The following is a 23,011-nucleotide window of genomic DNA, read 5'->3' on the forward strand; positions in this document are numbered from 1 at the left end:
GTTGCCCGATCGGAAGCGCTACACCGCCTGCCGCTGCGCCTGGCCGCCGGCACGGCCGCCCGCGCCCCGCGCCTGCCCCAGCGCCGCCAGTTCCGCCGCCAGGCGCTGCGCGGCGGTGCGCAATTCCGGCACCGCGGTGATTTCCCACAACACGCCGCGCAGCAGCGGTCCCAGGCAGTACAGCCCGGCGACCGGATGGCCGCTGCCGTCGCGCACCTGCAGGCGCTCGTCCACCGCCAGGCCCAGGCCCAGCGGATCGGGCTGCAGCAGGCCGGCGTCGCGCATCGTGGCGACCAGCGGATGGCTGGTGCGGGCGACGTCGGTGTCCAGCCCGGTGACGCGGATCAGCACGTCGAAGTCTTCGGTGCGCGCGCTGCTGCTGGCGCGATCGCGGATCACCGCCTCCACCGCGCGCTCGCCCAGCCGCGCGCGCAGCAGGCGCCCGGCGCGGATGCGCAGCTGGCCCTGCTCCTGCATCTGCGCCAGCGCGGTGGCCGCGGCCGGCGCCAGCCGATGCCGCGCCGCTTCCCAGTACGGGCGCAGGTGGCGCAGGAAGCGCGAGCGCGCCGCCGGCGCCAGGCCTTTCCAGAACGGTTGCAGATGCGGGCGCAAGGCATCCACCACGCTGCGCCAGTCCTCCACCACCGTGGTCAGCTGGCGCAGGCTGCGCACCAGCCCGGCGAGGTCGTGGTTGCGCAGCGCCTGGGCCACGCTCGGCGGCAACGTCACCGCCGCGCCCGGCACCGCCAGATGCGCCTGCGGCGCCAGGCCGCGCCGCGACAACGCGGTGATCGGGCCGCGATGCCCGCGCCGGCGCAAGGTCAGCGCGACGTCGGCCATGGTCAGGCCGGTGCCGACCAGCAACAGCCGCGCCTGCGGCGACACCTCGTCGAGCACGCCGTCCTGCCACGGCCAGCCGATGTAGCGGCGGTGCACCGCCAGGCGCGGCCCGATGCCCGGCAGCGCCGCCGGCGGCAGCGCGCCGATCGCCAGCACCACCACGTCGCTGACCACGTCCTCGCCGTTGGCCAGGAAGATGCGGAAGCCGTCCGGGTCGCGCTCCACCGCCACCGCCTCCTCGCTCACCCGCGCCACCTCGACCGCCGAGGCGGCCAGCGCCGCGTCCAGGTGCTGCTCCAGGTAGCGGCCGTACAGCAGCCGCGGCAGGAACTGCAGGCGCTGCTCCGGATCCAGCTGCAGGGCATCGGCGAACCCGCCCGGATCCTGCGGATCCACGCCCAGGTCCTTGGCGCGCACGTTCAACAGATGTTCCGGCCGCGCCGCGCCGTAGGCGATGCCGCGGCCATAGGTGTCGGCCACGCCGACCAGGGTGATGCGGCTGGCGACGCCCTGCCTGGCCAGCGTCGCGGCCAGCACGTTGCCGCAGAATCCTGCGCCGATGATCGCAATTCGCATGGCTCGCACTCGTGGCCGGTCGGGGCGTCCTTTGTGCCCGGGATGCCGGCCGAAGGTGTAAATCGCAGGTTAATGCGTGCCTCGCATCGCCATGGCGATCGGGCATGAGCACATGCGCCTGGCACATAAGCCCGGGCCGGCGGGCCGCGACGATGGGTCGGCGGCGCGGTCGATCGAGACCGGACGCCCGCGGCGCGGCACGACGCGAACGCGGAGACACGCAACGATCGATGCGGCACGTTGTCCGGCCGCGCGGCAGCGGACCGGGGCGCTGCCGATGTGCGTGTCCGCCTGCGCCTGGATCGCCTGTTCAAGGCGGAGAGTGTCGCGGAAACCGCGCAGCACCGGCGGGGCCGCGCACGCATGCTGCCGGCCTAGCGAAGACCTTCTTCCGCCAAGGCCTTCCGCACCGACGGCCGCGGGTGCACGCGCTGGTACCAGGCCTGCAGGTGCTGCAGGCCGTCGAAATGGATGTCGGCCTTGTAGTGCGAGGTCAGCCACGGGGCCTGTCCCCAGCCGATCAACGCATACAGATACGCATCGGCGACGGTGAAGCCATCGCCCATCAGGAACGGGCGATCGGCGAGCTGCGCGTCGATCCAGGCGAAGCGCTGCTCCAGCTTCGGCCGGGCGGTGTCCACGTACTGGCCGGCAAACCGCGCATAGAGCAGCGGGATGAAGCCCTTGTGGATCTCCGACGCCAGGAAGTTCAGCCACTCCTGCAGGCGGTAGCGCTGCATGCCGCCTTCGGGCGGCACCAGGCCCAGTTCCGGCTTCAGGTCGCCCAGGTATTGCACGATGGCGGCGCCTTCGCGCAGCACGCTGCCGTCGTCGAGTTCCAGCGCCGGCACGTAGCCCAGCGCATTGACCTGGCGGAAATCGGCTCCATCCCCGGTCAGTTGCGTCCGCGGATCCACCTTCACCAGGGTCGCAGCGAGACCGAGCTCGTTGAGCACGATGTGCGCGGCCAGGGAGCACGCGGCCGGGATGTAGTAGAGCTTCATCGCGATGTCCGGAAAGAAAGAAGGTGGCGCGCGGCGCCTTGGCGGCGCGGCTGGCTGCATTCTAGGAATCGGGTATAAAAAGAGAAGAAGGCACTATATTGTTGTATAGGTACAAAATTTATACCTAGCGGACGAGCGCCAGGAGCCTGCGATGAAAGACAACGTTTCCGGATGCTCGGTGGAGGAAGCCATGCGCCTGCTGGGGGGACGCTGGCGCCTGCTGCTGGTGTCGTACCTGCTCGAGGGGCCCAAGCGGTTCAATCAACTGCGGCGCGACATTCCGGGCATTTCGCAACGCATGCTGACCCTGGACCTGAGAGCGCTGGAAGAGGCGGGCCTGGTGCTGCGCACCGTGTATCCCAGCGTGCCGGTGAAGGTCGAATACGCGTTGACCGGAGACGGCCGGCGCCTGGAGCCGGTGGTCGCGGTGATGCAGGAATTCGGGCTGTGGCTCAAGGCCCGAGCTGCCAGCTGAGCGACGCCGGCGCGCGGCCGCATCGGATGTCCGGGATCCGAGCGCCCCACTCGCCTGGTCTCGGCCACGTCCTGCACCGCCGCCGGAGGCACGGCGTGCCTGGCGGCCGCGCACGATCCATGACCGCGTTCGCGGCAGTTCCGCCGCCCGGCCCCGTTTCGCCATCACCAGGACCTCTACCGTCGAAAGCTGCGTGGTCACCCGGGGCGCGGCAAGCTGTTGTATAAGCTGGTGAGCAGCGCACTGCGCCCGTCCCGAAGGACGGTGGCCCCTGCGGTCGACCGGCAACGCGACAGCGGCGCATGCGGGATCGTGCGCCTCGGCACCCGCGCTACCCGCGGCATCCTTCCGCAAAACCAAACGATCGTTTAAAACAACCGCAACTTCGCCGAACTGGACAGTAATGCCGGCTTCGCGCAGACTGCCGCCCTTTCCGCTGCTTTGTCTTCCATGGCGCGACTGCTGCTGCTGCATGGCCCCAACCTCAACCTGCTCGGCACCCGCGAGCCGGGGGTGTATGGGCACACGACGCTGGCGCAGATCGATGCGGCGCTGCTCGCGCAGGCCACGGCCGCCGGGCACCAGCTGGACAGCCTGCAGTCCAACGCCGAGCACGTGCTGGTGGAGCGGGTGCAGGCCGCGCGCGGCGACGGCACCGGCTTCATCCTGATCAACCCGGCCGCGTTCACCCACACCTCGGTGGCGCTGCGCGACGCGCTGGCGGCGGTGGCGATCCCGTTCATCGAGATCCACCTGTCCAACCCGCACAGCCGCGAGCCGTTCCGCCACCACAGCTATTTCAGCGACCACGCGGTCGGGGTGATCTGCGGCTTCGGCGCCGACAGCTACCGCTACGCGATGGACGCGGCGCTGGCGCGGCTGGGAGCGGCCGCATGAACACCCGTCGCGCGCGCCCGGCGTCGGCGGCGCACGACCCTATCCGAGTTCGCCGGGCCGCGTGCCCGGTCATTTCCCGATTCACCTCAAGAGGCCGTTATGGATCTCCGTAAAATCAAGAAGCTGATCGACCTGCTGGAAGAATCCAATCTCGCCGAAATCGAGATCAAGGAAGGCGAGGAAAGCGTGCGCCTGGCGCGCACGCCCAAGGGCATGATCGCCAGCGCCCCGCAGTACGCCGCGCCGGCGCCCGCCGCCGCGCCGCCGGCGGCCGCGCCGATGCCGATGAGCTCGCCGACCGAGGCCTCCACCGGCGGCACCGCCAAGCCCGGCAACGCCCTGCCCGACGGCCACGTGCTGCGCGCGCCGATGGTCGGCACCTTCTACACCTCGCCGTCGCCGGACAAGCCCGCCTTCGTCAGCGTCGGCCAGACGGTGAAGGCCGGCGAGACCCTGGCGATCATCGAGGCGATGAAGATGTTCAACCCGATCGAAGCCGACGTCTCCGGCACCATCGTCGCGATCCTCAGCGAAAGCGGCCTGCCGGTCGAGTTCGATCAGCCGTTGTTCGTGATTGGCTGAGCCGCCGGGATTGGGGAGTCGTGATTCGGGATTCGCAACAGCGGCCGCACGAGCGCCTGATGGTGTGGGGCGATGCGATGTCGCTCGTCGAAGCGACCTACCGTCTCACGCAGGACTTCCCCGATGCCGAACGCTTCGGACTGACGGCACAGATGCGGCGCGCGGCGATCAGCGTTCCGTCCAACATCGCGGAGGGCGCCGCGCGGCGCTCCACCGCCGACTACCTGCGCTATCTGTCGATGGCGCGAGGTTCGCTGGCCGAGCTGGATACGCAGATGCAGATCGCAACGCGGCTGCAGTTCGGTTCGCCCGATGCGGCAACCCTTGATCTCTTGAACCGCACTTTTTCCAGGCTCAACGCATTGATCCGCACGCTGGACGATTCGCGACATCTACGCGAGCCCGGCGCCCTCTACGAATCCCCAATCTCGAATCCCGAATCCCATGCTCGATAAAGTCGTCATCGCCAATCGCGGCGAAATCGCGCTGCGCATCCTGCGCGCGTGCCATACGCTCGGCATCCGCACGGTCGCGGTGCATTCCACCGTGGACCGCAACCTCAAGCACGTGGCGATGGCCGACGAGTCGGTGTGCATCGGCCCGGCGTCCTCGGCCGAGAGCTACCTCAACATCCCGGCGCTGATCGCCGCGGCCGAGGTCACCGACGCGCAGGCCATCCATCCCGGCTACGGCTTCCTGTCGGAGAACGCCGACTTCGCCGAGCGCGTGGAGCAGTCCGGCTTCATCTTCATCGGGCCCAAGGCCGACACCATCCGCCTGATGGGCGACAAGGTCGAGGCGATCCGCGCGATGAAGGCCGCCGGCGTGCCGTGCGTACCCGGCTCGGGCGGCCCGCTGGGCGAGGACATCGTCGCCAACACCAAGATCGCGCGCGAGATCGGCTACCCGGTGATCATCAAGGCCGCCGGCGGCGGCGGCGGCCGCGGCATGCGCGTGGTGCATTCGGAGGCGGCGCTGAAGGCCGCGATCGAGACCACCAAGTCCGAGGCCAAGGCCGCTTTCAGCAACGACCAGGTGTACATGGAGAAGTTCCTGGAGAATCCGCGCCACGTGGAGATCCAGGTGCTGGCCGACGGCCAGGGCAACGCCATCCACCTGGGCGAGCGCGACTGCTCGATGCAGCGCCGCCACCAGAAGGTGGTGGAGGAAGCGCCGGCGCCGGGCATCACCGAGCAGCTGCGCAGCGAGATCGGCAAGGTCTGCGTGGACGCCTGCGTGCGCATCGGCTACCGCGGCGCCGGCACCTTCGAGTTCCTGTTCGAGGACGGCCGCTTCTACTTCATCGAAATGAACACGCGCATCCAGGTCGAGCACCCGGTCACCGAGCGCATCACCGGCATCGACCTGGTCTGCGAGCAGTTGCGCATCGCCGCCGGGCACAAGCTGAGCATCAAGCAGAGCGACATCGTGCTGCGCGGCCACGCCATCGAATGCCGGATCAACGCCGAGGACCCGGAAACCTTCATGCCCAACCCGGGCCTGATCACCGGCTTCCACCCGCCCGGCGGCCCCGGCGTGCGCGTGGACACGCACATCTACAGCGGCTACAAGGTGCCGCCGAACTACGACTCGATGATCGGCAAGCTGATCGTGCACGGTCCCGACCGCGAGACCGCGATCGCGCGCATGCGCGTGGCGCTGAGCGAGATGGTGGTGGACGGCATCAAGACCAACATCCCGCTGCAGCAGCGGATCATGCGCGACAAGGGCTTCCAGGCCGGCGGGCAGAACATCCACTACCTGGAAAAGCGCCTGGCCGAGCGCAAGAACAAGTCGATTGCGTTGGTTTGAGAGCCGGGATTGGGGATTGGGGATTGGGGATTCGCGAAGGCGGGGCCCTGCTCTGCTCCCTTTCCTGGAGTGGCAGGCACGCTCGTGACTGCCTTGGTGCCTCTGGCGGATGCGCGGTGGTGGGTTGAAGATCGAGGCGGGCAGCGCCGGCGCGTTTCGCGTCAGCGCTTGGCGTAGCGGCTGGGCGGTTCGCCCGCGTGGCGGCTGAAGGCGACGCTGAAGGCGCTGGTCGAGCCGTAGCCGACGCGCTGCGCCACCTCGGCCACGCCCAGGCCGTCGCGCCGCAGCAGGTCCCTGGCCACCTGCATGCGCCAGGCCAGCAGGTATTCCATCGGCGGCACGCCGACCGTGCGGGCGAAGCGCTCGAAGAACGTCGAGCGCGACAGCGCCGCCGCCTGCGCCAGTTCGCCCACCGTCCAGGCATGGTCGATGCGGGCGTGGATGCGCTTGAGTGCCACCGCCAGCCGTTCGTCGCCCAGGCCGCGCAGCAGGCCGGGCGGCGCATTTCCCGCGCTGCTCCAGCGCATGGCCTCCACCAGCAGCATCTCCACCAGCCGCGACAGCATGTAGGCGCTGCCCGGCTTCGCATCGTGGTACTCCTCGCCCACCATCTGCACCAGCTGCACCAGGCGGCCCGCGCCGCGCACGTGCACCACCGCCGGCAGCAGCGAGACCAGCAGCCCGGCCTGCGCGCTGTCGAACAGGAAGGCGCCGCCCAACGAACGCATGTCCGGCGCGCCGTCCGGGTCGCCGTGGCGGCGTTCGCCCTGCCCGCCGGGCACGCGCTTCGGGTCGATGAACACCGGCGGCGCCGGCACCAGGCTGGAGAGCGTGAACGCCGGCGTGGTCGGCAGCAGCACGAAATCGCCCGCGCCGATGGTGAGCGACGCATGCCCGTCCACCGCCAGCACGGCATTGCCTTCCAGGACGATGCAGAACCCCGGCTGTCCGTACTCGGCATAGCGCACCGCCCAGCTGCCCTTGCCGCTGATCGGGTTGGCGAACACCGCACGCGGGTGCAGCAGGCGGACCACATCGGAAAGCGGATCGTGCATTTCGGACTTTGGCTAAAACAAAACGGATTCCGCATTATCGATCATCCGAAACGGCCGGCCTATGGTTCTCCCCGTCCCACTTACCTTTCGGAGAACGCAATGAAGACCGTCCTGATCACTGGCTGCTCCTCCGGTTACGGCCTGGAAACCGCGCGCCACTTCCTGGCGCAAGGCTGGAACGTCGTCGCCAGCATGCGCCAGCCGCAACCGGCACTGCTGCCGGCCTCGCCGCGGCTGCGCGTGCTGGCGCTGGACGTGGCCCGGCCCGACAGCATCGCGCTGGCACTGCAGGCGGCCGGCCCGATCGATGTGCTGGTCAACAATGCCGGCATCGGGCTGTTCGGCGCGTTCGAGGCCACGCCGATGGCGACCGTGCGCGAGGTGTTCGAGACCAACACCTTCGGCGTCATGGCGATGTGCCAGGCGGTGATCCCGCAGATGCGCCAGCGCGGCGCGGGCGGCATCGTCAACGTGACCTCCAGCGCCACCCTCGCGCCGTTCCCGCTGGTGGCCGCGTACACCGCGAGCAAGACCGCGGTGCAGGGTTTCACCGCGTCGCTGCAGCACGAACTGCGGGCGTTCGGCGTAAGCGCCAGGCTGGTGGAGCCCGGCTACGGCCCGTCCACCCGGTTCACCGCGAACGGGCAGCAGCGCATGCAGGGCCTGATCCCGGACGCCTACGCGCCGTTCGCCCGCGAGGTGTTCTCCAGCCTGGGCCAACCGGCGGCGGTGACCACCGCAGCCGATGTTGCCCAGGCGATCTGGCACGCGGCCAACGACGGAACCGACCGCCTGCACTTCCCCGCCGGCGCCGACGCCCTGGCGCTATCCGCGCCGCACTAGGTCACCGCGTGCGGCCGCCGGGCACCGACACGCCGAGCCGCCGAGCCGCACAAGACGGGCAGGAACCGGGAGTCCGCTCTTGCGAACCCTAATTCCCCATCCGGCTACTTCGTCTGCGTCCCCGGCACCGGCTCGGCGCCCAGGCTCGAGGTTGGGCTGACGATCATCACCGTCTCGGTGGAACCGTCCGGCCACACGATCTGGAAGGTGGTGCCCGGGCTGAGCGTGGAGAACGGCATGCCGCTGCGGGCGCGGTAGATCGCCGCCACCTGGGCGGCGCCGGCGCGGCGCACGTCCGGGTCGGCATGCGTGGTGGTCAGCTCGACCTTGGACAGGCCGCGGTAGCGCTGCTCGGCCGTGTCGATCATCAGCAAGCCGGCCGCCGCCGCCGAATAGGCGACCAGGGCCAGTACCCAGAACCAGAACTTGGCACCATGCAGCCATCGCCGGTAATTCATGAGCCCGCTCCTGTCGTATCCACCAGACGGTTGACCATGTCGTTCATCGTGTCCGTGCCTTGCCGCGGGACCGCGGCGTCGTAAACAAAACTGCTGAAATCCTGGGTCGGATCCTGCGAGCAGATCCCGCCGTTGGCGCAATAGCGGGTCATCAACTCGCTGTCCGGGCCGCAATCCAGGCCCAGCCGGCAGGCCGCCAGTTGCCAGGCCAGTTCGGTGAAGGCGGTGCCGGCGATGCGCTCGTCCAGGCTGTCGTCGCCGCTGGCGGCCAGGCCCATCGCCGGCGCCAGCGCCACGTACGCGTCCGGATCGCCGGAGGCGCGGACCCGTTCGACCAGGTCGCGCTTGTACTCGGCCGTGGGCTGCAAGGGCTGCCCCAGCGCGAGCAGCGCCGCCTCCGCGGCCAGGTTGCCGCCGCGCGCGGCCTGCACGCGCTGGGCGACGATGGCCTGGCGGGTCAGGCCGTCGCCGGGCACGAAGCCGGCGCAACGGCGACCGACCCGCGCGCGCGCATCGACCATGCGCGCCGAGGTCGGCAGCTGCGCCGCGTCGATCGCGCGGGTGTCGGCGGCATAGCCGGCCGGGTCCATCGCGTAGCCGGCGCAATAGTCGTAGATGCGGCTGAGCAGCCAGGATGCATCGGCATCGCCGCGGGCGGCGGCGGCGGACAGTTGCTGCGCGGAGCGGTACAGGTCGGTGCTGCGCTCCAGCGCGGCACGGCGGTCGGGCGGCAGCGCCTGCAGGGCCAGCAGCGAGCTTCGCTCCCGATGCGCATGGCCAGGCACCGCCGCGGCCGCCGGCACGGTCGTGGTCGTGGCCGCCGCCACTGGCGCCGCCGGCGCGGCCGCCAGCACCGCGACGCGGTACGCGACCACGCCCAGCAGCAGCGCAGCGGGCGCCAGCAACAACCAGGTTTTGCGGGACAGGGCGAGGGGCATGCGCGAAGGCGACGAGGGCGGCAGGCGGCAGTGGCGGCCGGGTCCCCTGGAATCCGGCCGCCGCAGTGTCGCAGTCTAGCGCAGCCGGTGGCGGGCCAGGACACCGGGTGCCGGCAGCGGTCACGGCGCGGTGGCGGGCCGCGCGCCTGCGGGCCGCGGCGGCGGTCGTCTAAGATGCGCGGTCATTCCCCCGCGTGCCCGACCGATGCCGTTCCTCGAACTGACTGTGCGCTGCACCGACGCCACCCAGCCCCGCTACGAGAACGCGCTGGAGGACATCGGCGCGCTGGCGGTCACCCTGCTCGACGCCGAGGCCGACACCAGCAACGAGCGCGCGATCCTGGAACCGGGCGTCGGCGAGACCCCGCTGTGGGGCAGCCTGGTGCTCACCGCGCTGTTCCCCGCCGAGCAGGACGCGTTGCTGCTGCTGGCGGTGCTGGAGGCGTTCGACCCGGGCCTGGACTGGAGCCAGGCCGCGTTCCGCAAGATCGACGACCAGGACTGGGAACGCGCCTGGCTGGACCAGTTCCAGCCGATGCGCTTCGGCACCCGCACCTTCATCGTGCCCTGGAACCACGACCTGCCGGAGGACGCGCGCGGCGCCGATGCCGCGGTGGTGCGGCTGGACCCGGGCCTGGCGTTCGGCTCCGGCACCCACCCGACCACCGCGCTGTGCCTGCGCTGGCTCGACGCCCTGGCCGCCGACGGCGCCCTGGCGCAGGCGCGGGTGCTCGACTTCGGCTGCGGCTCGGGGATCCTGGCGCTGGCCGCGCTGAAGCTGGGCGCGGCGGCGGCGGTGGGCGTGGACAACGACCCGCAGGCGCTGCTGGCCACCCGCGACAACGCCGAGCGCAATGCGGTCGGCGCGCGCCTGCAGGTCCATCTGCCGGCCGACGAACCGCCGGCCACCTATCCGGTGGTGGTCGCCAACATCCTGGCCTCGGCGCTGGACGCGCTGGCGCCGACCCTGGCCGATCGCGTCGCGCCGGGCGGGCGCATCGCCCTGTCCGGGATCCTGCACGGCCAGGAACAGGAACTGCTGCAGCGCTACGAACCCTGGTTCGAACAGCTGCGCACCGAGCAGGACGGCGACTGGATGCGCATCGACGGCGTGCGCCGCCGCTGAGGCGGCCGCACGGGGGCGCCGCGCTCAGCCCCGCCCCGCGGCCAGGCTGCGGATCGCCGCGGTCAGCAGCGCCGCCTCGGCATGGATCGCCAGCACCCGCGTGCGCGGCCGCCAGCCCTGCGCGCGCAGGCGCCGCTCGTCCCAGCGATGGCCGCGCCGCGCCCGCGGCAGCCGCCAGGCCAGCTCCAGCAACGTCGCGCACAGCGCGGGCGCGCCCAGCGCCTGCAGCAACGCGCTCCAGGCCGCGGCGTGCAGCAGCAGCCACAGCGCCGCCGGCAGCGACGACGGCGGATACGGCAGCGCGAACACCCGCCACGACCAGCCCTGCCTGACCGCGCGGCGGCCGTCGCCGGCATCGGCCCAGATCCGGTAGCGGTGCACGCCGATCCCCGGCGGCGGCCGCGGACGCCGCCGCGGGTGCGGCGGCGCGAACGCGAAACGGGGGCGAGCGGCGTCTTGCGGCGGGGCATCCTGCGTGTGCATCGGCGCGTCCTGGTCCATGGCAGCGGGTCGGTCGGCTGGATGCGGCGCAGGCGGCACCACCGCCGCGGCGTCTTCACCGCGCACAGCCAGCAGTGACGACAGTATCAACAACAAAGTTGCAATTGAAAGCCGTACGAACCAACTTCCCAAGTCGGCGCGGCTATATCTCGCCTCCCCCGCGGAGGTGAGTGTGAACAGCAAGCTGTACGAACGGGTGCGCGAAGCGCGCAAGCTGACCGGCCTCACCCAGGAAGCGCTCGCGCTGGACCTGGCGGTGACCCGCAGCGCCGTGGCGCAGTGGGAAATGGCCGACGGCACCGCGCCGGCGGTGGAGCACCTGATCGCGCTGGCCCGCCGCAGCGGGCTGACCTTCGAATACCTGGCCACCGGCCGCGGCGAACGCGTGTTCGGCGAGCCGCTGTCGGTCGCCGAGGAAGCCTCGCACTACCGGCTGCTGTCCGACCAGCAGGTGCGCCTGCTCGACGGCTTCGAGACCCTGAGCCCGCGCCAACGCGCCGGCCTGCTGGACCTGATCGGCGCCGGCAAGCAGCGGCGCTGAGCCGGCCACTCCCGGCGCCACTTGTAGGAGCGGCTTCAGCCGCGACAGAACCTTGCCGAAGGTGCCTGTCGCGGCCGAAGCCGCTCCTACAGGGAGCTGGGAATGCCGGCGCCGCGCTGCAGCCCGCGGCCGCGCGTGCTTGAATAGCGCTCTCGTTGCCGCCGTCGCCTCCGCGCATGCCCGATCCCGTCCCGCCTCGCCCCAGCCTCGCGACCCTGCTGCGCCAGCCCGACCGGCCGGCGCCGGCATCGGCCGATGCCGCAGCGCCGGCTGGGACCGAGCCAGGCGCCGCGGCCAGCCCGGCGCAGGCGAGCGACACCGGCGCTGCACCCCACCCCGAGGCCGTGCCCGTGCCGGCGCAACCGGCATCCGCCACGCCTGCGCCGGCGTCCGGCCCGGCCACGGACGCGTCGCTCGCCGCGGCGACGCCCGCGCCGCGCCCCGCGGCCGAGGCCGGCGCATCGCTGGCGTCCGCCGCCGTCGCATCGGCATCGGAACTGGACTCGACATCGGCACTGGAGCCGGCGCCCGAACCGGACGCCGTGCCAGCCGCGGCCGCCACCGCCGCCACACCCAGCTTCATGCAGCGCGGCGCGGCGCGGCGGCCGGTGCTGCGCGCCGCGCCCTGGCAGTGGATCGCGCTGGTCGGGCTGGGCGTGCTGCTGGCGCTGCAGATCCTGGTCGCCGACCGCCAGCGGCTGGGCGCCGACCCGCGCTGGCGGCCGTGGGTGGCCGGCGTGTGCCAGGCGCTGCGCTGCAGCCTGCCGCCGTGGCGCGAACCGGGGGCGTTCACCATGCTCAGCCGCGAAGTGCGGCCGCTGCCCGGCCGCGCCGGCACCCTGCAGATCCAGGCCACGTTCCGCAACGACGCGCGCTGGGCGCAGGCCTGGCCGCTGCTGCAACTGTCGCTGGCCGACGCCGACGGCCGCACCATCGGCAGCCGCGTGCTGCGCCCGGAGGAGTACCTGGGACGCACCCGTCCCGATGCGGCGACGCTGGCGCCCGGACAGAGCGCGCAGGTGGCGTTCCAGGTGCGCGAACCGGCGGCGGGCACCGCGGCATTCAGTTTCGACTTCCACTGAAACGCTGTGACATCACGATCCGGCATGGCAGCGAGGCAGGCCACGCGCTAGACTCGTCCCCCCGCGCCGGCCCTCCAGCCTTCCGGCGCCGCCGTCACCCGGGGACCCGCCGAACTTGAACGCTGCCACCACTCGTCCTGACTCCAGTCGCGGCGCGCCGAAGCCGCCGCTGCGCGAACACGTGGCACAGTCCGTGCGCCGCTACCTGCGCGACCTCGACGGCTGCGACGCCGACGACGTGTACGAGATCGTGCTGCGCGAGATGGAGATCCCATTGTTCGTGGAAGTGCTCAACCACTGCGAAGGCAACCAGAGCCGCGCCGCGGCGATGCTCGGCATCCATCGCGCGACGTTGCGCAAGAAGCTGAAGGAATACGGGCTGGCGTGAAGCGGGACTCGGGACTCGGGACTCGGGACTGCAGGATCACGTTCTCGTGCAAATCGCCGTCAAGCGAACCAGTAAAAAGCCGCCTTTTTCTGCAGAAAAGGCGGCTTTTTCTATTTCAATCCGGGCGCTTTTCTGCAGGAGCGGCTTCAGCCGCGACGCGTTGGCGGCAAGGCGTCGCGGCTGAAGCCGCTCCTGCAGGAGACGGCCCGCTCCCCGCGAATCCCAAAATCCCCAATCCCCAATCCCGGCCCCACTCACACCCAGCCATACCGGATCAGGTGGAAGAACACCGGCGCGGCGAAGCACACCGAGTCCAGCCGGTCGAGCACGCCGCCGTGGCCTTCGATCATGTGGCCCCAGTCCTTGATGCCGCGGTCGCGCTTGATCGCCGACATCACCAGGCCGCCGAAGAAGCCCATCAGGTTGGCCACCAGCGCCAGCGCGAACGCCTGCAACGGCGAGAACGGGGTGATCCACCACAGCGCCGCGCCCAGCGCGCTGGCCGACAGGATGCCGCCAACGAAGCCCTCCACGGTCTTGGACGGCGACAGCTTCGGCGCGATCAGGTGCTTGCCGATCAGCTTGCCCCATACGTACTGCAGCACGTCCGAGGACTGCACCACGATCACCAGGAACGCGAACAGCAGCAGGTTGCGGCCCTCGTAGCCGGGAATCTCCAGGTTCAGCAGCGCCGGCACGTGCGAGATGCAGAACACGCAGATCATCAGCCCCCACTGCACCTTGGCGGTGCGTTCCAGGTAGCGCGTGGTGTCGCCGCCGATGGTGGCCAGGATCGGCAGCACCAGGAACGCGTAGACCGGGATCAGCAGCGTGTACAGCCCGTACCAGCCGCTCCACACCAGCCAGTACTGCCACGGCAGCACGATGTAGAACGCGGCCAGCAGCGCGTAGTAGTCGCCGCGCCGGGTCGGCGCCAGGGTGATGAACTCGCGCAGCGCGAACAGCGACACCAGCGCGAACAGCGCGATCACGCCGATGCGCCCGAACACGAACGCCAGCGCCACCACCGCGGCCATCACCCACCACGCGCGGATCCGCGCCACCAGGTTGTCCAGCACCGCGCTGGGGCGTTCGCGCGCGCGCCAGCGCAGCGTCTCGGAGATCAGCGTGGCCAGCAGCAGCACCGCGGCGATGCCCAGGAACAGGTACAGCGTCTGCTGGCGCAGCGAGGACTGCTGCAGGTGGTCGCTGAAGGCGATCGGGTTCATCGCGCGGCCTCCATCTGTTCCGGCGACAACGCCAGCAAGGCCGCGCGGGTGCGCTCCAGGAACGCCTGCTTGTCCTCGCCGGCGCCCAGCCGCAGCGGCTCGCCGAAGGTGGTGGTGCACAGCAGCGGCAACGGCAGCCACTTGCCCTTGGGCATCACCCGCTTCAGGTTGTCGATCCACACCGGCACGAACTCCAGTTCCGGGCGGTGCCGCGCCAGGTGGTAGATGCCGCTCTTGAACGGCAGCACGCCTTCCTCGGTGTTGCGCGTGCCTTCCGGGAACAGGATCAGCGAGCCGCCGCCGTCCACCGCCTCGCACAGGCAGTCGATCGGATCGCGGGTGCGCTGCGCGGCCTCGCGCTCGATCAGCACGCCGTTGAACACCGCATGGATCAGGTAGCGGCGCAGCGCATCGCGCTGCCAGTAGTCGGCCGCGGCCACCGGCCGCACCTCGCGGCGCAGCGATGCCGGCAGCGACGACCAGATCAGCACGAAGTCGCCGTGGCTGGCATGGTTGCCGTAGTACACGCGGCGCTCGCTGGAGGGCATGCAGCCGCGCCAGAACGCACGCGCCCCGGTCAGGGTGCGGATCGCGGCACTGCAGCCGCGGGCGATCAGGCGTTCGATCATTTCCACTCCAGTTCGCGCACGATGGCGCGCAGGCGAATCGCGAGGGTCAACACGGCGCCGGCGACCAGCAGCGCCAGCGCCAGGACCACAATGGTTTGGGCGATGGCACTGCGCTGCAGCAGCAGCGCGGCGGCGGCCAGCAACGCCGCCAGCGACAGCCAGTGCATGCGCTGCACGCGCGCCATCGGCCCCTGCACCGGCTCGCTGACGCCGCAGGCCAGGCCGAGCATGCGCACGTAGGCGGTGCCCACGCACAGCAAGGCCGCGGCCCAGCCCAGCTCGGCGCCCCAGCTCAGCACGTGCTGCAGGCCATAGCCCACGCCCAGGCACACCAGTACATCGGAGAGCCGGTCCGGCGCATCGTTGTAGACCTCGCCGGCGCGGCCGATCATCTGCGCCTGCCGCGCCATCAGCCCGTCCAGGCGGTTGCACAGCAGCCGCGCCTGCAACGCCAGGGCGGCCAGCAGCAACAGCGCGGCGGCATCGCGCGGCGGTTCGCGCCAGGCCCAATAGAACATCGGCGCGGCCAGCGCGGCGAAGCCGGTCGCGGTCCAGGACAGGCCGTTCGGCGTGGCGCCGCGCGCGCGCAACGCCGTCGTCAGGCGTGCGCGCCACTGCGCGCCGCGTTCGGTCATGCTCGGCCGCGCCATCAGTCGCCGCCTCCGCCGCCGCAACCGCCGCACCCGCTGCTGCAACTGCTGCCGCCGCCTCCATCGCCGCCGCTGGTACAGCTGCTGCCGCCACCGTTGCCGCTGCTGGCGACGATCGGCGTGCGCAACGCGTGGTAGTCCGCCCATGGCGTCCCCAGCAGCACGCCGGTTCCAGCCAGGGCCAGGGGCAATGCCAGGTGCGACGCCTGCGGCGCGGGCGCCGATCCGGCGCCTGCGCGCCATGCCGTATCGCGCTCGGCGAGCAGGCGCTCGCCGGCGAGGCTGCGCCGCGGCGGCGTCAACAGGAAGCCGAGCGCGAGCATCGTCACCAGCACCATCGCCGCCACCAGGAAGCCGACCGGGCGCTGCAACTGCAGGCCGATGTCGATCTTCAGCGCACCGGCGATCCACAGCGCCAGCAGCGGCGCGGCGCCAAGCAGACGCGCGCACCAGGCCTGGCCGCGGCCGAGCAGCAGGCGCTTGCCGATCAACGCCTCGCGCAGCGGCGACGCATCGTCGCGCAACGCCTGCAGCGCCAGCGGCAATTCCGGGTTGGCGCGAACCAGCAGCAGGGCGCGCTGCAGCGCCGCCGGCGCTGCAGCGTCCGTGACCTGCAGCTGGGCGGTGTCGCGGTGGTTGCCACGCAGGCTCGACGGCGCCACTTGCAACCGCACCGCGTCGTTCGCCAGCAGCAAGGCCAGTTGCATGTCCGCCACGCGCTCGCTGCCGCCGGCCAGGAACGCCAGTTCGGCGCTGTCCACCTGCCTGACCGCGCGCTGCTGGCCGATGCCGCGCACTGCGCGCCGCAGCCGCACGGCCAACGCGCAGGCCAGCCCGATCGCCGCCAGGAACAGCAGCAGGAACGAACCGCCGCGCCAGTGCAGCGGCGACGCGGCGGTATTGATCGAACTCAGCCACCCGCCCAGCAGCAGCGTCGCCAGCAGCCACAGCCACAGCGCCTTGCCGTACTCGTGCGGCATCGACCAACGCCGCGCCGGGACGTCGCTACGCAACCGCAGTTGCGGCGTTGCGGTGCCGGCCGGCGCCGGCCAGCACGCCGCCGGCGGTTCGCCGAAATGGCAGCGGTAGCGCGCCAGGGTGGTCCGGTACTGCAGCGCGTGGCGTTCGGTATCGGCGGCGTCGCCGCGCCCGGGCCGATGATGCAGCGTGGTCTGCAACACCTGCGGGCAGAAGCGCTGCCAGTATTCGTGGGTATCGGTGAGATGGGCATGCCAGACCTGGTCGATCCGCGCGCTGGGCGTCGCGTTCTCGCCTCCGCTGCAGGCCAGGAAGCAGAAGCGCCGGTATTCCTCCACTGCCTGCGCGGCCTCGACCAGGGAGACCCTGGCTTCCTTGGCCACCCGGCGCACGAACACCGGCAGCGCGTCGTCTTCCTCGCCGAAACGGTAGGCCTGCAAGCGCTGCCACAATGCCTGTTGCGCGGCATCGGCGTGGGGCAGCGGCGCCGGATCGGCGGATGCGGTCATGGCCTGCACTCCGTCATGCGAACTGCGCCGCGATCGGCGCCGCCAGCAGCGCCAGCAGCTGCAGCGCCAGGCTGGCGACCTGCCGCAGCAGCAGGCCGCGCATGCCGCGCCAGCGCGCCTGCCAGTCGCGCGGCGGCGGCAGCCGGCGCAGCAGGCCGAGCCGGTGCAGGGCGGCGTCGAGATCGCTGCCGGCCTGGTCGAGATCCGCTTCGGCCAGCGCCGCCTCCAGCAGCGCCACATCCAGGCCGACGCGCGCGGCCCAGTAGCGTTGCAGCAGGCCGGCGAGCACGCTGAGCAGGCACAAGGCCGCCGCCACCGTTGCACCGGCGTTGCCGTACCACGCACCCAGCAGCAAGGCGACGGCGAGCAGCGCCAGCGACAGCCGATCCAGCGGCGCGGCCTGCCTCAACAGCGCCGCCATCGTGCGCAGCTGCAGCGGCGTGCTCATGCCGGCACTCCCAGTGCCTGCCGCGATACGGCCGGCGCGGCGCAGGCGGCGGCAATGGCGTGGCGTTGCGCAGGGCCCAGCACGATCCGCGTCGCGCGCGTGCGCAACAGCGCGAGCGCGGCGTCCAGATTCTCGGCGCGACCGCTATGCAGCAGCCAGGTGGCGACCGCGGCGGCGCTGCGCGAATAGCCCAGCGCGCAGCACACCAGCACCGGACCGTGGCGGCGTGCGGCCTCGATCGCGGCCGCGGCCTCGCGCAGTGCAACTGCGGGCGGCGCGACCAGGTCCAGCATCGGCACGCAGCGATCATGCGCGCCGGCATCGCGCAACGACAGTTCGGCGCAGACGTCGACCACTGCGGCGAAGGCCACGCGCTCGCCGCGGCCGGGAAGCCGCCCCAGCCAGACGCCGTCGGCGATCTCGCGTGGCGCCGGATCGCGCCGGGTCCAGGCGCGCGCGTTGAGCCAGGCCGCGGCCAGGTAGGGCGCGTACAGCCAGCGCGCGGCCAGGCTGAGGCGGCCGTCGGCGCGCTTCTGCAGGCCGGGCGCGCCGAGCAGCGCGTAGTCGAACGCGACCAGCAGCAGCGACAGCGCCGGCCACAGCAGCCACCATCCTGCGCCGCCGACACCCCAGGCCAGCGCGACGCAGGCGGCGCTGCCGAACAGATAGGCGCCAGCCAGCCGCCAGCGCACCGGATCGCGCGCCAGCGCCAGCGCGCTCCACGGCGGCGCGATGCGCTGCGGCCACAGCCACACGCACAGCCAGCCGGCGGCCAGGCCGGTGGGAATGTCCAGGAAGTGGTGCTGGTAGGTGGTCAGCACCGACACCCCGATCAGCGCGAACCAGGCGTGCAGCAGGCCGCGCGCGAGCCCATGCAGGTGCTGTGCGTAGCGCACCCACAACACCACCAGCAGCACGATGTGCAGCGACGGCGCCTGGTTGAACGGCTTGTCGAAGCCGAGCAGCACCGCGAACAGCCAGCCGAACACGCCGTCGCTGGGCGGCCGCTCGAAGCTGAAACGCAGCGGCCACAGCAGGAAACAGCTCACCGCCAGCAGCTGCGCGGTCAGCAGCCGCCGGGCATGGGTGTCCAGCTCGGCGCGCGTGCGGCAGACGAAGAACGAGGCCACGTAGAACAGGTCGATCGACCAGTACGGCACGATCGTCCACGGCCAGAACGGGATCTGCGTTTCCCACGCGAACGGCAGCGACGGCACGTGCGCACGGCGCGCGGCCAGCGTGTTGGCCAGGCCGTAGCTGAGGAAGAAGAACGGCCCGAGCAGCGCCAGCCACGCCAGCGCACGCCGCCATGGCCGCGGCGCCGGCTCGCTCACGGCGCGATCCGCTGCGCCAGCGACACGGTGAAGATGCCCCATGCGTCGATGCGCTGTTCGAGCTTGCGGAAGCCGGCCGCGCGCACCAGTTCGTCCATCTCCTGCTGGGTGCGGCGGCGCATCACCCAGGCCGCGCCGCCACGGTGGCTGGTCAGCGCGCGGGCGATGAACTCCAGCTGCGGGTGCCAGGGCTGGCCGGTGTAGGCGAGATAGCCGCCCGGCTCGACCGCCGCGGCCACGCCCTGCAGCGAGCGCAGCACCTGGTCGTTGTCGGGGAACAGTTCGTACAGGCCGGACACCACCGCCAGCGTCGGCCGCGGCTGCAGCGCGGCCAGCGCGTCGCGGTCGAAGGCGTCGCCCTGCTCGAAGCGGGCGATGTCGGCGGCGCCGAGCTCGGCGATCAGCGCGCGCCCGCGTTCCACGTTCAAGGCGCTGAAATCGCGCAGCACGATCGCATCGGCGCGCTGTTCGCCGCCGGCCAGCGCTTCGAGCACATAGCGGCCGTGGCCGGCGGCGATGTCGAGCACCCGCACCGGCGCACCGGCGGCGCGCAGGCGCTGCATCGCCAGGCGCAGCAGTTCGTGCAGATGGGTGCGGCGCACGCGGATGCCGCGCCAGCCGATCGCATCGAGATAATTGCGGTCGATGAAGCGCCCCAGCGGTCCCTTGCCGGCGGCGCGGTCGCGGTAGATGTAGTCCAGCGTGCTGCCGGAATCGAAGCCGGTCTGCAGGCCCAGCGCCACGCCCTCGGACAGCGTGCCGCCGAAGCGCAGGTTGGCGCGCACGAAGCGCCAGCGCAGGTCCTGCACGCTGTACTTCTGCGGCGGCCAGGCCAGCCGCTCGGCCTCCTCGAAGGTCGGCCCGCGCCGGTGCGCCTGCAGCAGGCTGGGCAGCGCCGGGGCCTCGGCGAAGCGCTCGCGCACGAAGCGGCGGATCTGCGCCAGCGCCGGCGCGCGGTCGCGCTCGCCCAGGGTGTCGTGGAAGAACCCGGGCAGCAGGTGGCGCTCCTTCACCGGCGAGGACAGCCGCTCGTAGAAACGGTCCTGCGGGCCGCGGTGCACGACGAAGTCGTCGCCGGACACCAGCAACTGCACCGGCACGGTGATCGCCTGCGCGTCGCCGACCACGCGGTCGGCCGCGGCGTACACGCCCAGCAGCACCCGCACCGAGATCGGCCGGGTGATCAGCGGATCGTCGCGGTAGCTGGCCACGCGCGCCGGGTCGTGGGTGAGCCATTGCGGCTTGACGTAGCTGTTGACGAAGAAATTGCCGCGCAGCTTGTGCAGCAGCGCCAGCCCCGGCCGCGCGAACGGCACGTACAGCTTGACCTTGAACGCCGGCGAGGCCAGCACCAGCGCGCGCAGCGGCGGCGCGTAGTCGTGCACCCAGGTGCTGGCGATCACCGCGCCCACGCTCTGCGCGATCACCACGATGTCCTGCACCGCGATGCCGTGGGTGTCGCCGATGTGGGCGATGAAGCGGTCCAGGTCGCGCACCAGCGCCGGGAAGCCGGGCGCATCGCCGCGCACGCCGGGCGAGCGGCCGTTGCCGCGCGCATCCCAGGCGAACATCGCGCACTCGTCCAGGCCCAGCTCCTCGGCCAGGTGCAGCACCCGCCCCGAATGCTCGTGGCCGCGGTGCAGCAGCACCACCGCGCGTGGCGGCGCTGCGGGCGCCGTCGCCGGCCAGTGCCGGTAGAACAACCGTGTTCCGTCGAAACTGCAAAACTCGCTTTCGCTGACCTGCCGCATCCGTTGCCGATTCCCTTGCCGTCGCCGTGAGTGTCGCTACCGCTTCTTCCGTGTCGTTGCCGTGGCCGCCGCCGCGCGGTTCAGCGCGATGCCGCCTCGCGCAGGCCGGCGGCCACGCGCCGCACGACCGTCGCCGCGCACAGCGCCGCCAGCACGATCGCGAACCCGTCCACCGTCTTCGCCCCCACCCAGCCACCGGCCAGCAGCAACCCCAGCAGGCCGATGGCGAAGGCGCGGTCGCTCTTGCCCATCGGCCCGTCGTAGCGCCTGCCGGCGCCGACCATCAGCCCCAACACCCCGGCATACTCGGTCAATGCCGCGGCCAGCGCCAGCGCCCACAGCCAGCCGGCCGCCGCGCCGGGCACGCTGGCCAGGCTCAGGTACAGCGCCGCATCGGCGATCACGTCGCTCAATTCGTTGAGGTAGGCGCCCAGCTTCGACTGCTGCCCGAACTCGCGCGCCAGCATCCCGTCGACCGCGTTCAAGGCCATGCGCAGCAGCATCCACGCCGGCAGCAACGCGTACCACAGCGGCTGCGCCGGCGCGCGCCAGAACACCCAGGCGGCGACCAGCAGCGACACCGCGGCCGCGCCCACGGTGACCTGGTTGGCGGTCGCGCCGAGCCGGTACAGGCCGCGCACCCCGGGGCGCAGCAGGTCCTGGAAGCGTCCTTTCAGTGCGTAGATCGAAACCATTGCGGGGTCCTGAGGGTCCATGCCGGGGCGGCGCAGCCTACAATATCGGCTCCCCGCTCCGATGTGTGCCCTGCCCCCATGTCCTCCGATTTCCTGCCCGTGCGCCGGGCATTGCTGTCCGTTTCCGACAAGACCGGCCTGATCGACCTGGCCCGTGCGCTGGCCGCGCGCAACGTGGAACTGCTGTCCACCGGCGGCACCGCCAAGGCGCTGCGCGAGGCTGGGCTGGCGGTCAAGGACGTGTCCGAGCTGACCGGCTTCCCGGAAATGATGGACGGCCGGGTCAAGACCCTGCACCCGCTGGTGCACGGCGGCCTGCTCGGCCGCGCCGGCACCGACGACGCGGTGATGGCCGAACACGGCATCGCCGCGATCGACCTGCTGGTGCTGAACCTGTACCCGTTCGAGGCGGTCACCGCCAAGGCCGACTGCACGCTCGCCGACGCGGTGGAGAACATCGACATCGGCGGCCCGGCGATGCTGCGCTCGGCGGCGAAGAACTTCGCGCGCGTGGCGGTGGCCACCGATCCGGCGCAATACCCCGACCTGCTCGCCGAACTGGAGGCGCACGACGGCCAGCTGTCGGCGGCCAAGCGCTTCGCGCTGTCGGTGGCCGCGTTCAACCGCGTCGCCCAGTACGACGCGGCGATCAGCAATTACCTGTCGGCGGTGGCCGACCCCGCGCAGGATGTGCCGGCGCGCAGCGCGTTCCCGGCGCAGGCCAACGGCAGCTTCGTCAAGGTGATGGACCTGCGCTACGGCGAGAACCCGCACCAGCAGGCCGCGTTCTACCGCGACCTGTGCCCGGCCCCGGGGTCGCTGGCCACGTTCGAACAGCTGCAGGGCAAGGAGCTGAGCTACAACAACATCGCCGACAGCGACGCGGCCTGGGAATGCGTGCGCCAGTTCGACGCGCCGGCCTGCGTCATCGTCAAGCACGCCAATCCGTGCGGCGTGGCGGTGGGCGCCGGCTGCGGCGATGCCTACGAGCTGGCCTACGCCACCGATCCGACCAGCGCCTTCGGCGGCATCCTCGCCTTCAACCGCCCGCTGGACGCGGCCACCGCCAAGGTCATCCTCGACCGCCAGTTCGTCGAGGTGCTGATCGCCCCGGACTACGACGAGGCGGCGCTCGAATACGCGAAGAAGAAGGCCAACGTGCGCGTGCTGCGCATTCCACTGGCGCCCGCGTCCAGCGGCTTCATCGACACCAAGCGCATCGGCTCGGGCCTGCTGATGCAGACCGCCGACGACCGCGTGGTGAGCCGCGACGAACTCAAGGTGGTCACCCGGCTGGCGCCGAGCGAGGCGCAGTTCGCCGACCTGCTGTTCGCGTGGAAGGTGGCCAAGTACGTCAAGTCCAACGCCATCGTCTACGCCAAGGACCACCGCACCATCGGCGTCGGCGCCGGGCAGATGAGCCGGGTGTATTCGGCGCGCATCGCCGGGATCAAGGCCGCCGACGCGGACCTGGTGGTGGAGGGCTCGGTGATGGCCTCCGACGCGTTCTTCCCGTTCCGCGACGGCATCGACGCGGCCGCGGCGGCCGGCATCAAGGCGGTGATCCAGCCCGGCGGCTCGATGCGCGACGGCGAGGTGATCGCCGCCGCCGACGAGCACGGCATCGCCATGGTGTTCACCGGCGTGCGGCATTTCCGGCATTGAGCGGC

At 71.5% G+C, this 23,011-nt stretch carries 26 protein-coding genes; 12 read left to right on the forward strand and 14 right to left on the reverse strand.

Annotated features, from left to right (window positions below):
• Positions 1-18: 18 nt before the first annotated feature.
• Entirely contained in the window at positions 19-1,416 is a 1,398-nt protein-coding gene (locus AB3X10_RS20500; protein WP_369977246.1) for an FAD/NAD(P)-binding protein, read from the reverse strand.
• 374 nt (positions 1,417-1,790) lie between these two features.
• A complete protein-coding gene (gstA, locus tag AB3X10_RS20505; RefSeq protein ID WP_369977247.1) occupies positions 1,791-2,420 on the reverse strand; it encodes a glutathione transferase GstA in 630 nt (209 codons plus the stop codon).
• Between the two features lie 151 nt (positions 2,421-2,571).
• Between gstA and AB3X10_RS20510 the strand changes: the two genes are divergently transcribed.
• The 5 genes from AB3X10_RS20510 to accC all read left to right on the forward strand — a co-directional run bounded on the left by AB3X10_RS20510 (position 2,572) and on the right by accC (position 6,186).
• Positions 2,572-2,895: a winged helix-turn-helix transcriptional regulator gene (locus AB3X10_RS20510; RefSeq protein WP_369977248.1), complete on the forward strand. Its 324-nt coding sequence runs from the start codon at positions 2,572-2,574 to the stop codon at positions 2,893-2,895.
• Between the two features lie 450 nt (positions 2,896-3,345).
• Positions 3,346-3,792 (forward strand): type II 3-dehydroquinate dehydratase, encoded by a 447-nt coding sequence (aroQ, locus tag AB3X10_RS20515; protein WP_369977249.1) that lies wholly within the window; start codon positions 3,346-3,348, stop codon positions 3,790-3,792.
• A gap of 99 nt (positions 3,793-3,891) precedes the next feature.
• The gene (gene accB, locus AB3X10_RS20520; protein ID WP_145704873.1) at positions 3,892-4,374 is read left to right on the forward strand and encodes an acetyl-CoA carboxylase biotin carboxyl carrier protein; all 483 of its coding nucleotides are present in this window, start codon (positions 3,892-3,894) and stop codon (positions 4,372-4,374) included.
• Between the two features lie 59 nt (positions 4,375-4,433).
• Positions 4,434-4,829: a four helix bundle protein gene (locus AB3X10_RS20525; RefSeq protein ID WP_369977250.1), complete on the forward strand. Its 396-nt coding sequence runs from the start codon at positions 4,434-4,436 to the stop codon at positions 4,827-4,829.
• Positions 4,819-6,186, forward strand: coding sequence for an acetyl-CoA carboxylase biotin carboxylase subunit (gene accC, locus AB3X10_RS20530; protein WP_145704869.1), 1,368 nt, complete (start codon positions 4,819-4,821; stop codon positions 6,184-6,186). The genes AB3X10_RS20525 and accC overlap by 11 nt, the downstream gene beginning before the upstream one ends.
• Before the next feature lie 161 nt (positions 6,187-6,347).
• On the opposite strand, the gene AB3X10_RS20535 is transcribed toward accC, so the two are convergent.
• Positions 6,348-7,241, reverse strand: a complete 894-nt coding sequence (locus AB3X10_RS20535) for an AraC family transcriptional regulator (protein ID WP_369977251.1) — start codon at positions 7,239-7,241, stop codon at positions 6,348-6,350.
• Positions 7,242-7,340: 99 nt separating this feature from the next.
• On the opposite strand from AB3X10_RS20535, the gene AB3X10_RS20540 reads away from it, so the two are divergent.
• A complete protein-coding gene (locus AB3X10_RS20540; protein WP_369977252.1) occupies positions 7,341-8,084 on the forward strand; it encodes an SDR family oxidoreductase in 744 nt (247 codons plus the stop codon).
• A 104-nt stretch (positions 8,085-8,188) separates the two neighbouring features.
• Here AB3X10_RS20540 and AB3X10_RS20545 read toward each other — a convergent pair whose 3' ends face one another.
• Both AB3X10_RS20545 and AB3X10_RS20550 read right to left on the reverse strand, forming a co-directional pair.
• Complete coding sequence (locus tag AB3X10_RS20545) at positions 8,189-8,542, reverse strand: hypothetical protein (protein WP_369977253.1); 354 nt, start codon at positions 8,540-8,542, stop codon at positions 8,189-8,191.
• The gene (locus tag AB3X10_RS20550) at positions 8,539-9,480 is read right to left on the reverse strand and encodes a hypothetical protein (RefSeq protein ID WP_369977254.1); all 942 of its coding nucleotides are present in this window, start codon (positions 9,478-9,480) and stop codon (positions 8,539-8,541) included. The genes AB3X10_RS20545 and AB3X10_RS20550 overlap by 4 nt, the downstream gene beginning before the upstream one ends.
• Before the next feature lie 205 nt (positions 9,481-9,685).
• Between AB3X10_RS20550 and prmA the strand changes: the two genes are divergently transcribed.
• Positions 9,686-10,606, forward strand: coding sequence for a 50S ribosomal protein L11 methyltransferase (gene prmA, locus AB3X10_RS20555; protein ID WP_369977255.1), 921 nt, complete (start codon positions 9,686-9,688; stop codon positions 10,604-10,606).
• Positions 10,607-10,630: 24 nt separating this feature from the next.
• Here the strand turns inward: prmA and AB3X10_RS20560 are convergent, their stop codons facing one another.
• Positions 10,631-11,089: a hypothetical protein gene (locus tag AB3X10_RS20560; protein ID WP_369977256.1), complete on the reverse strand. Its 459-nt coding sequence runs from the start codon at positions 11,087-11,089 to the stop codon at positions 10,631-10,633.
• Between the two features lie 190 nt (positions 11,090-11,279).
• Here AB3X10_RS20560 and AB3X10_RS20565 point away from each other — a divergent pair, with 190 nt between their 5' ends.
• The 4 genes from AB3X10_RS20565 (at position 11,280) to AB3X10_RS20580 (ending at position 13,302) form a co-directional block, all read left to right on the forward strand.
• Positions 11,280-11,648, forward strand: a complete 369-nt coding sequence (locus AB3X10_RS20565; RefSeq protein ID WP_369977257.1) for a helix-turn-helix transcriptional regulator — start codon at positions 11,280-11,282, stop codon at positions 11,646-11,648.
• Positions 11,649-11,824: 176 nt separating this feature from the next.
• Positions 11,825-12,730 (forward strand): DUF3426 domain-containing protein, encoded by a 906-nt coding sequence (locus AB3X10_RS20570; RefSeq protein WP_369977258.1) that lies wholly within the window; start codon positions 11,825-11,827, stop codon positions 12,728-12,730.
• A gap of 115 nt (positions 12,731-12,845) precedes the next feature.
• On the forward strand, positions 12,846-13,118 hold the full coding sequence (gene fis, locus AB3X10_RS20575; protein WP_003471008.1) for a DNA-binding transcriptional regulator Fis: 273 nt from the start codon (positions 12,846-12,848) through the stop codon (positions 13,116-13,118).
• 46 nt (positions 13,119-13,164) lie between these two features.
• The gene (locus AB3X10_RS20580) at positions 13,165-13,302 is read left to right on the forward strand and encodes a hypothetical protein (protein WP_369977259.1); all 138 of its coding nucleotides are present in this window, start codon (positions 13,165-13,167) and stop codon (positions 13,300-13,302) included.
• Positions 13,303-13,372: 70 nt separating this feature from the next.
• On the opposite strand, the gene AB3X10_RS20585 is transcribed toward AB3X10_RS20580, so the two are convergent.
• The 8 genes from AB3X10_RS20585 to AB3X10_RS20620 form a co-directional block, all read right to left on the reverse strand.
• On the reverse strand, positions 13,373-14,347 hold the full coding sequence (locus AB3X10_RS20585; protein WP_369977260.1) for a phosphatidate cytidylyltransferase: 975 nt from the start codon (positions 14,345-14,347) through the stop codon (positions 13,373-13,375).
• Entirely contained in the window at positions 14,344-14,976 is a 633-nt protein-coding gene (locus tag AB3X10_RS20590) for a lysophospholipid acyltransferase family protein (RefSeq protein ID WP_369977261.1), read from the reverse strand. Before AB3X10_RS20590 ends, AB3X10_RS20585 begins: the two co-directional genes overlap by 4 nt.
• Positions 14,973-15,611: a CDP-alcohol phosphatidyltransferase family protein gene (locus tag AB3X10_RS20595; protein WP_369977262.1), complete on the reverse strand. Its 639-nt coding sequence runs from the start codon at positions 15,609-15,611 to the stop codon at positions 14,973-14,975. Before AB3X10_RS20595 ends, AB3X10_RS20590 begins: the two co-directional genes overlap by 4 nt.
• Before the next feature lie 14 nt (positions 15,612-15,625).
• Positions 15,626-17,113, reverse strand: coding sequence for a TIGR04222 domain-containing membrane protein (locus AB3X10_RS20600; RefSeq protein ID WP_369977263.1), 1,488 nt, complete (start codon positions 17,111-17,113; stop codon positions 15,626-15,628).
• A 13-nt stretch (positions 17,114-17,126) separates the two neighbouring features.
• Positions 17,127-17,561 carry a hypothetical protein gene (locus AB3X10_RS20605; protein ID WP_369977264.1) on the reverse strand — a complete coding sequence of 145 codons (435 nt, stop codon included), beginning with the start codon at positions 17,559-17,561 and terminating at the stop codon, positions 17,127-17,129.
• Positions 17,558-18,895 carry a phosphatase PAP2/dual specificity phosphatase family protein gene (locus AB3X10_RS20610; protein ID WP_369977265.1) on the reverse strand — a complete coding sequence of 446 codons (1,338 nt, stop codon included), beginning with the start codon at positions 18,893-18,895 and terminating at the stop codon, positions 17,558-17,560. The genes AB3X10_RS20605 and AB3X10_RS20610 overlap by 4 nt, the downstream gene beginning before the upstream one ends.
• On the reverse strand, positions 18,892-20,646 hold the full coding sequence (locus tag AB3X10_RS20615; RefSeq protein WP_369977266.1) for a bifunctional alpha/beta hydrolase/class I SAM-dependent methyltransferase: 1,755 nt from the start codon (positions 20,644-20,646) through the stop codon (positions 18,892-18,894). The genes AB3X10_RS20610 and AB3X10_RS20615 overlap by 4 nt, the downstream gene beginning before the upstream one ends.
• A gap of 80 nt (positions 20,647-20,726) precedes the next feature.
• The gene (locus AB3X10_RS20620; protein WP_369977267.1) at positions 20,727-21,341 is read right to left on the reverse strand and encodes a CDP-alcohol phosphatidyltransferase family protein; all 615 of its coding nucleotides are present in this window, start codon (positions 21,339-21,341) and stop codon (positions 20,727-20,729) included.
• Positions 21,342-21,419: 78 nt separating this feature from the next.
• Between AB3X10_RS20620 and purH the strand changes: the two genes are divergently transcribed.
• Positions 21,420-23,006: a bifunctional phosphoribosylaminoimidazolecarboxamide formyltransferase/IMP cyclohydrolase gene (purH, locus tag AB3X10_RS20625; RefSeq protein ID WP_369977268.1), complete on the forward strand. Its 1,587-nt coding sequence runs from the start codon at positions 21,420-21,422 to the stop codon at positions 23,004-23,006.
• Positions 23,007-23,011 lie beyond the last annotated feature (5 nt).

Origin of the sequence: Xanthomonas sp. DAR 80977 (assembly GCF_041240605.1) — a bacterium.
Lineage (GTDB): Bacteria > Pseudomonadota > Gammaproteobacteria > Xanthomonadales > Xanthomonadaceae > Xanthomonas_A > Xanthomonas_A bundabergensis.

What these genes read in the sequence shown, in the direction of transcription:
- AB3X10_RS20500 (WP_369977246.1), bottom strand. Translation starts at nt 1,416, where the DNA reads ATGCGAATTGCGATCATCGGCGCAGGATTCTGCGGCAACGTGCTGGCC.
- gstA (WP_369977247.1), bottom strand. Translation starts at nt 2,420, where the DNA reads ATGAAGCTCTACTACATCCCGGCCGCGTGCTCCCTGGCCGCGCACATC.
- AB3X10_RS20510 (WP_369977248.1), top strand. Translation starts at nt 2,572, where the DNA reads ATGAAAGACAACGTTTCCGGATGCTCGGTGGAGGAAGCCATGCGCCTG.
- aroQ (WP_369977249.1), top strand. Translation starts at nt 3,346, where the DNA reads ATGGCGCGACTGCTGCTGCTGCATGGCCCCAACCTCAACCTGCTCGGC.
- accB (WP_145704873.1), top strand. Translation starts at nt 3,892, where the DNA reads ATGGATCTCCGTAAAATCAAGAAGCTGATCGACCTGCTGGAAGAATCC.
- AB3X10_RS20525 (WP_369977250.1), top strand. Translation starts at nt 4,434, where the DNA reads ATGGTGTGGGGCGATGCGATGTCGCTCGTCGAAGCGACCTACCGTCTC.
- accC (WP_145704869.1), top strand. Translation starts at nt 4,819, where the DNA reads ATGCTCGATAAAGTCGTCATCGCCAATCGCGGCGAAATCGCGCTGCGC.
- AB3X10_RS20535 (WP_369977251.1), bottom strand. Translation starts at nt 7,241, where the DNA reads ATGCACGATCCGCTTTCCGATGTGGTCCGCCTGCTGCACCCGCGTGCG.
- AB3X10_RS20540 (WP_369977252.1), top strand. Translation starts at nt 7,341, where the DNA reads ATGAAGACCGTCCTGATCACTGGCTGCTCCTCCGGTTACGGCCTGGAA.
- AB3X10_RS20545 (WP_369977253.1), bottom strand. Translation starts at nt 8,542, where the DNA reads ATGAATTACCGGCGATGGCTGCATGGTGCCAAGTTCTGGTTCTGGGTA.
- AB3X10_RS20550 (WP_369977254.1), bottom strand. Translation starts at nt 9,480, where the DNA reads ATGCCCCTCGCCCTGTCCCGCAAAACCTGGTTGTTGCTGGCGCCCGCT.
- prmA (WP_369977255.1), top strand. Translation starts at nt 9,686, where the DNA reads ATGCCGTTCCTCGAACTGACTGTGCGCTGCACCGACGCCACCCAGCCC.
- AB3X10_RS20560 (WP_369977256.1), bottom strand. Translation starts at nt 11,089, where the DNA reads ATGCACACGCAGGATGCCCCGCCGCAAGACGCCGCTCGCCCCCGTTTC.
- AB3X10_RS20570 (WP_369977258.1), top strand. Translation starts at nt 11,825, where the DNA reads ATGCCCGATCCCGTCCCGCCTCGCCCCAGCCTCGCGACCCTGCTGCGC.
- AB3X10_RS20585 (WP_369977260.1), bottom strand. Translation starts at nt 14,347, where the DNA reads ATGAACCCGATCGCCTTCAGCGACCACCTGCAGCAGTCCTCGCTGCGC.
- AB3X10_RS20590 (WP_369977261.1), bottom strand. Translation starts at nt 14,976, where the DNA reads ATGATCGAACGCCTGATCGCCCGCGGCTGCAGTGCCGCGATCCGCACC.
- AB3X10_RS20595 (WP_369977262.1), bottom strand. Translation starts at nt 15,611, where the DNA reads ATGACCGAACGCGGCGCGCAGTGGCGCGCACGCCTGACGACGGCGTTG.
- AB3X10_RS20600 (WP_369977263.1), bottom strand. Translation starts at nt 17,113, where the DNA reads ATGACCGCATCCGCCGATCCGGCGCCGCTGCCCCACGCCGATGCCGCG.
- AB3X10_RS20605 (WP_369977264.1), bottom strand. Translation starts at nt 17,561, where the DNA reads ATGAGCACGCCGCTGCAGCTGCGCACGATGGCGGCGCTGTTGAGGCAG.
- AB3X10_RS20615 (WP_369977266.1), bottom strand. Translation starts at nt 20,646, where the DNA reads ATGCGGCAGGTCAGCGAAAGCGAGTTTTGCAGTTTCGACGGAACACGG.
- AB3X10_RS20620 (WP_369977267.1), bottom strand. Translation starts at nt 21,341, where the DNA reads ATGGTTTCGATCTACGCACTGAAAGGACGCTTCCAGGACCTGCTGCGC.
- purH (WP_369977268.1), top strand. Translation starts at nt 21,420, where the DNA reads ATGTCCTCCGATTTCCTGCCCGTGCGCCGGGCATTGCTGTCCGTTTCC.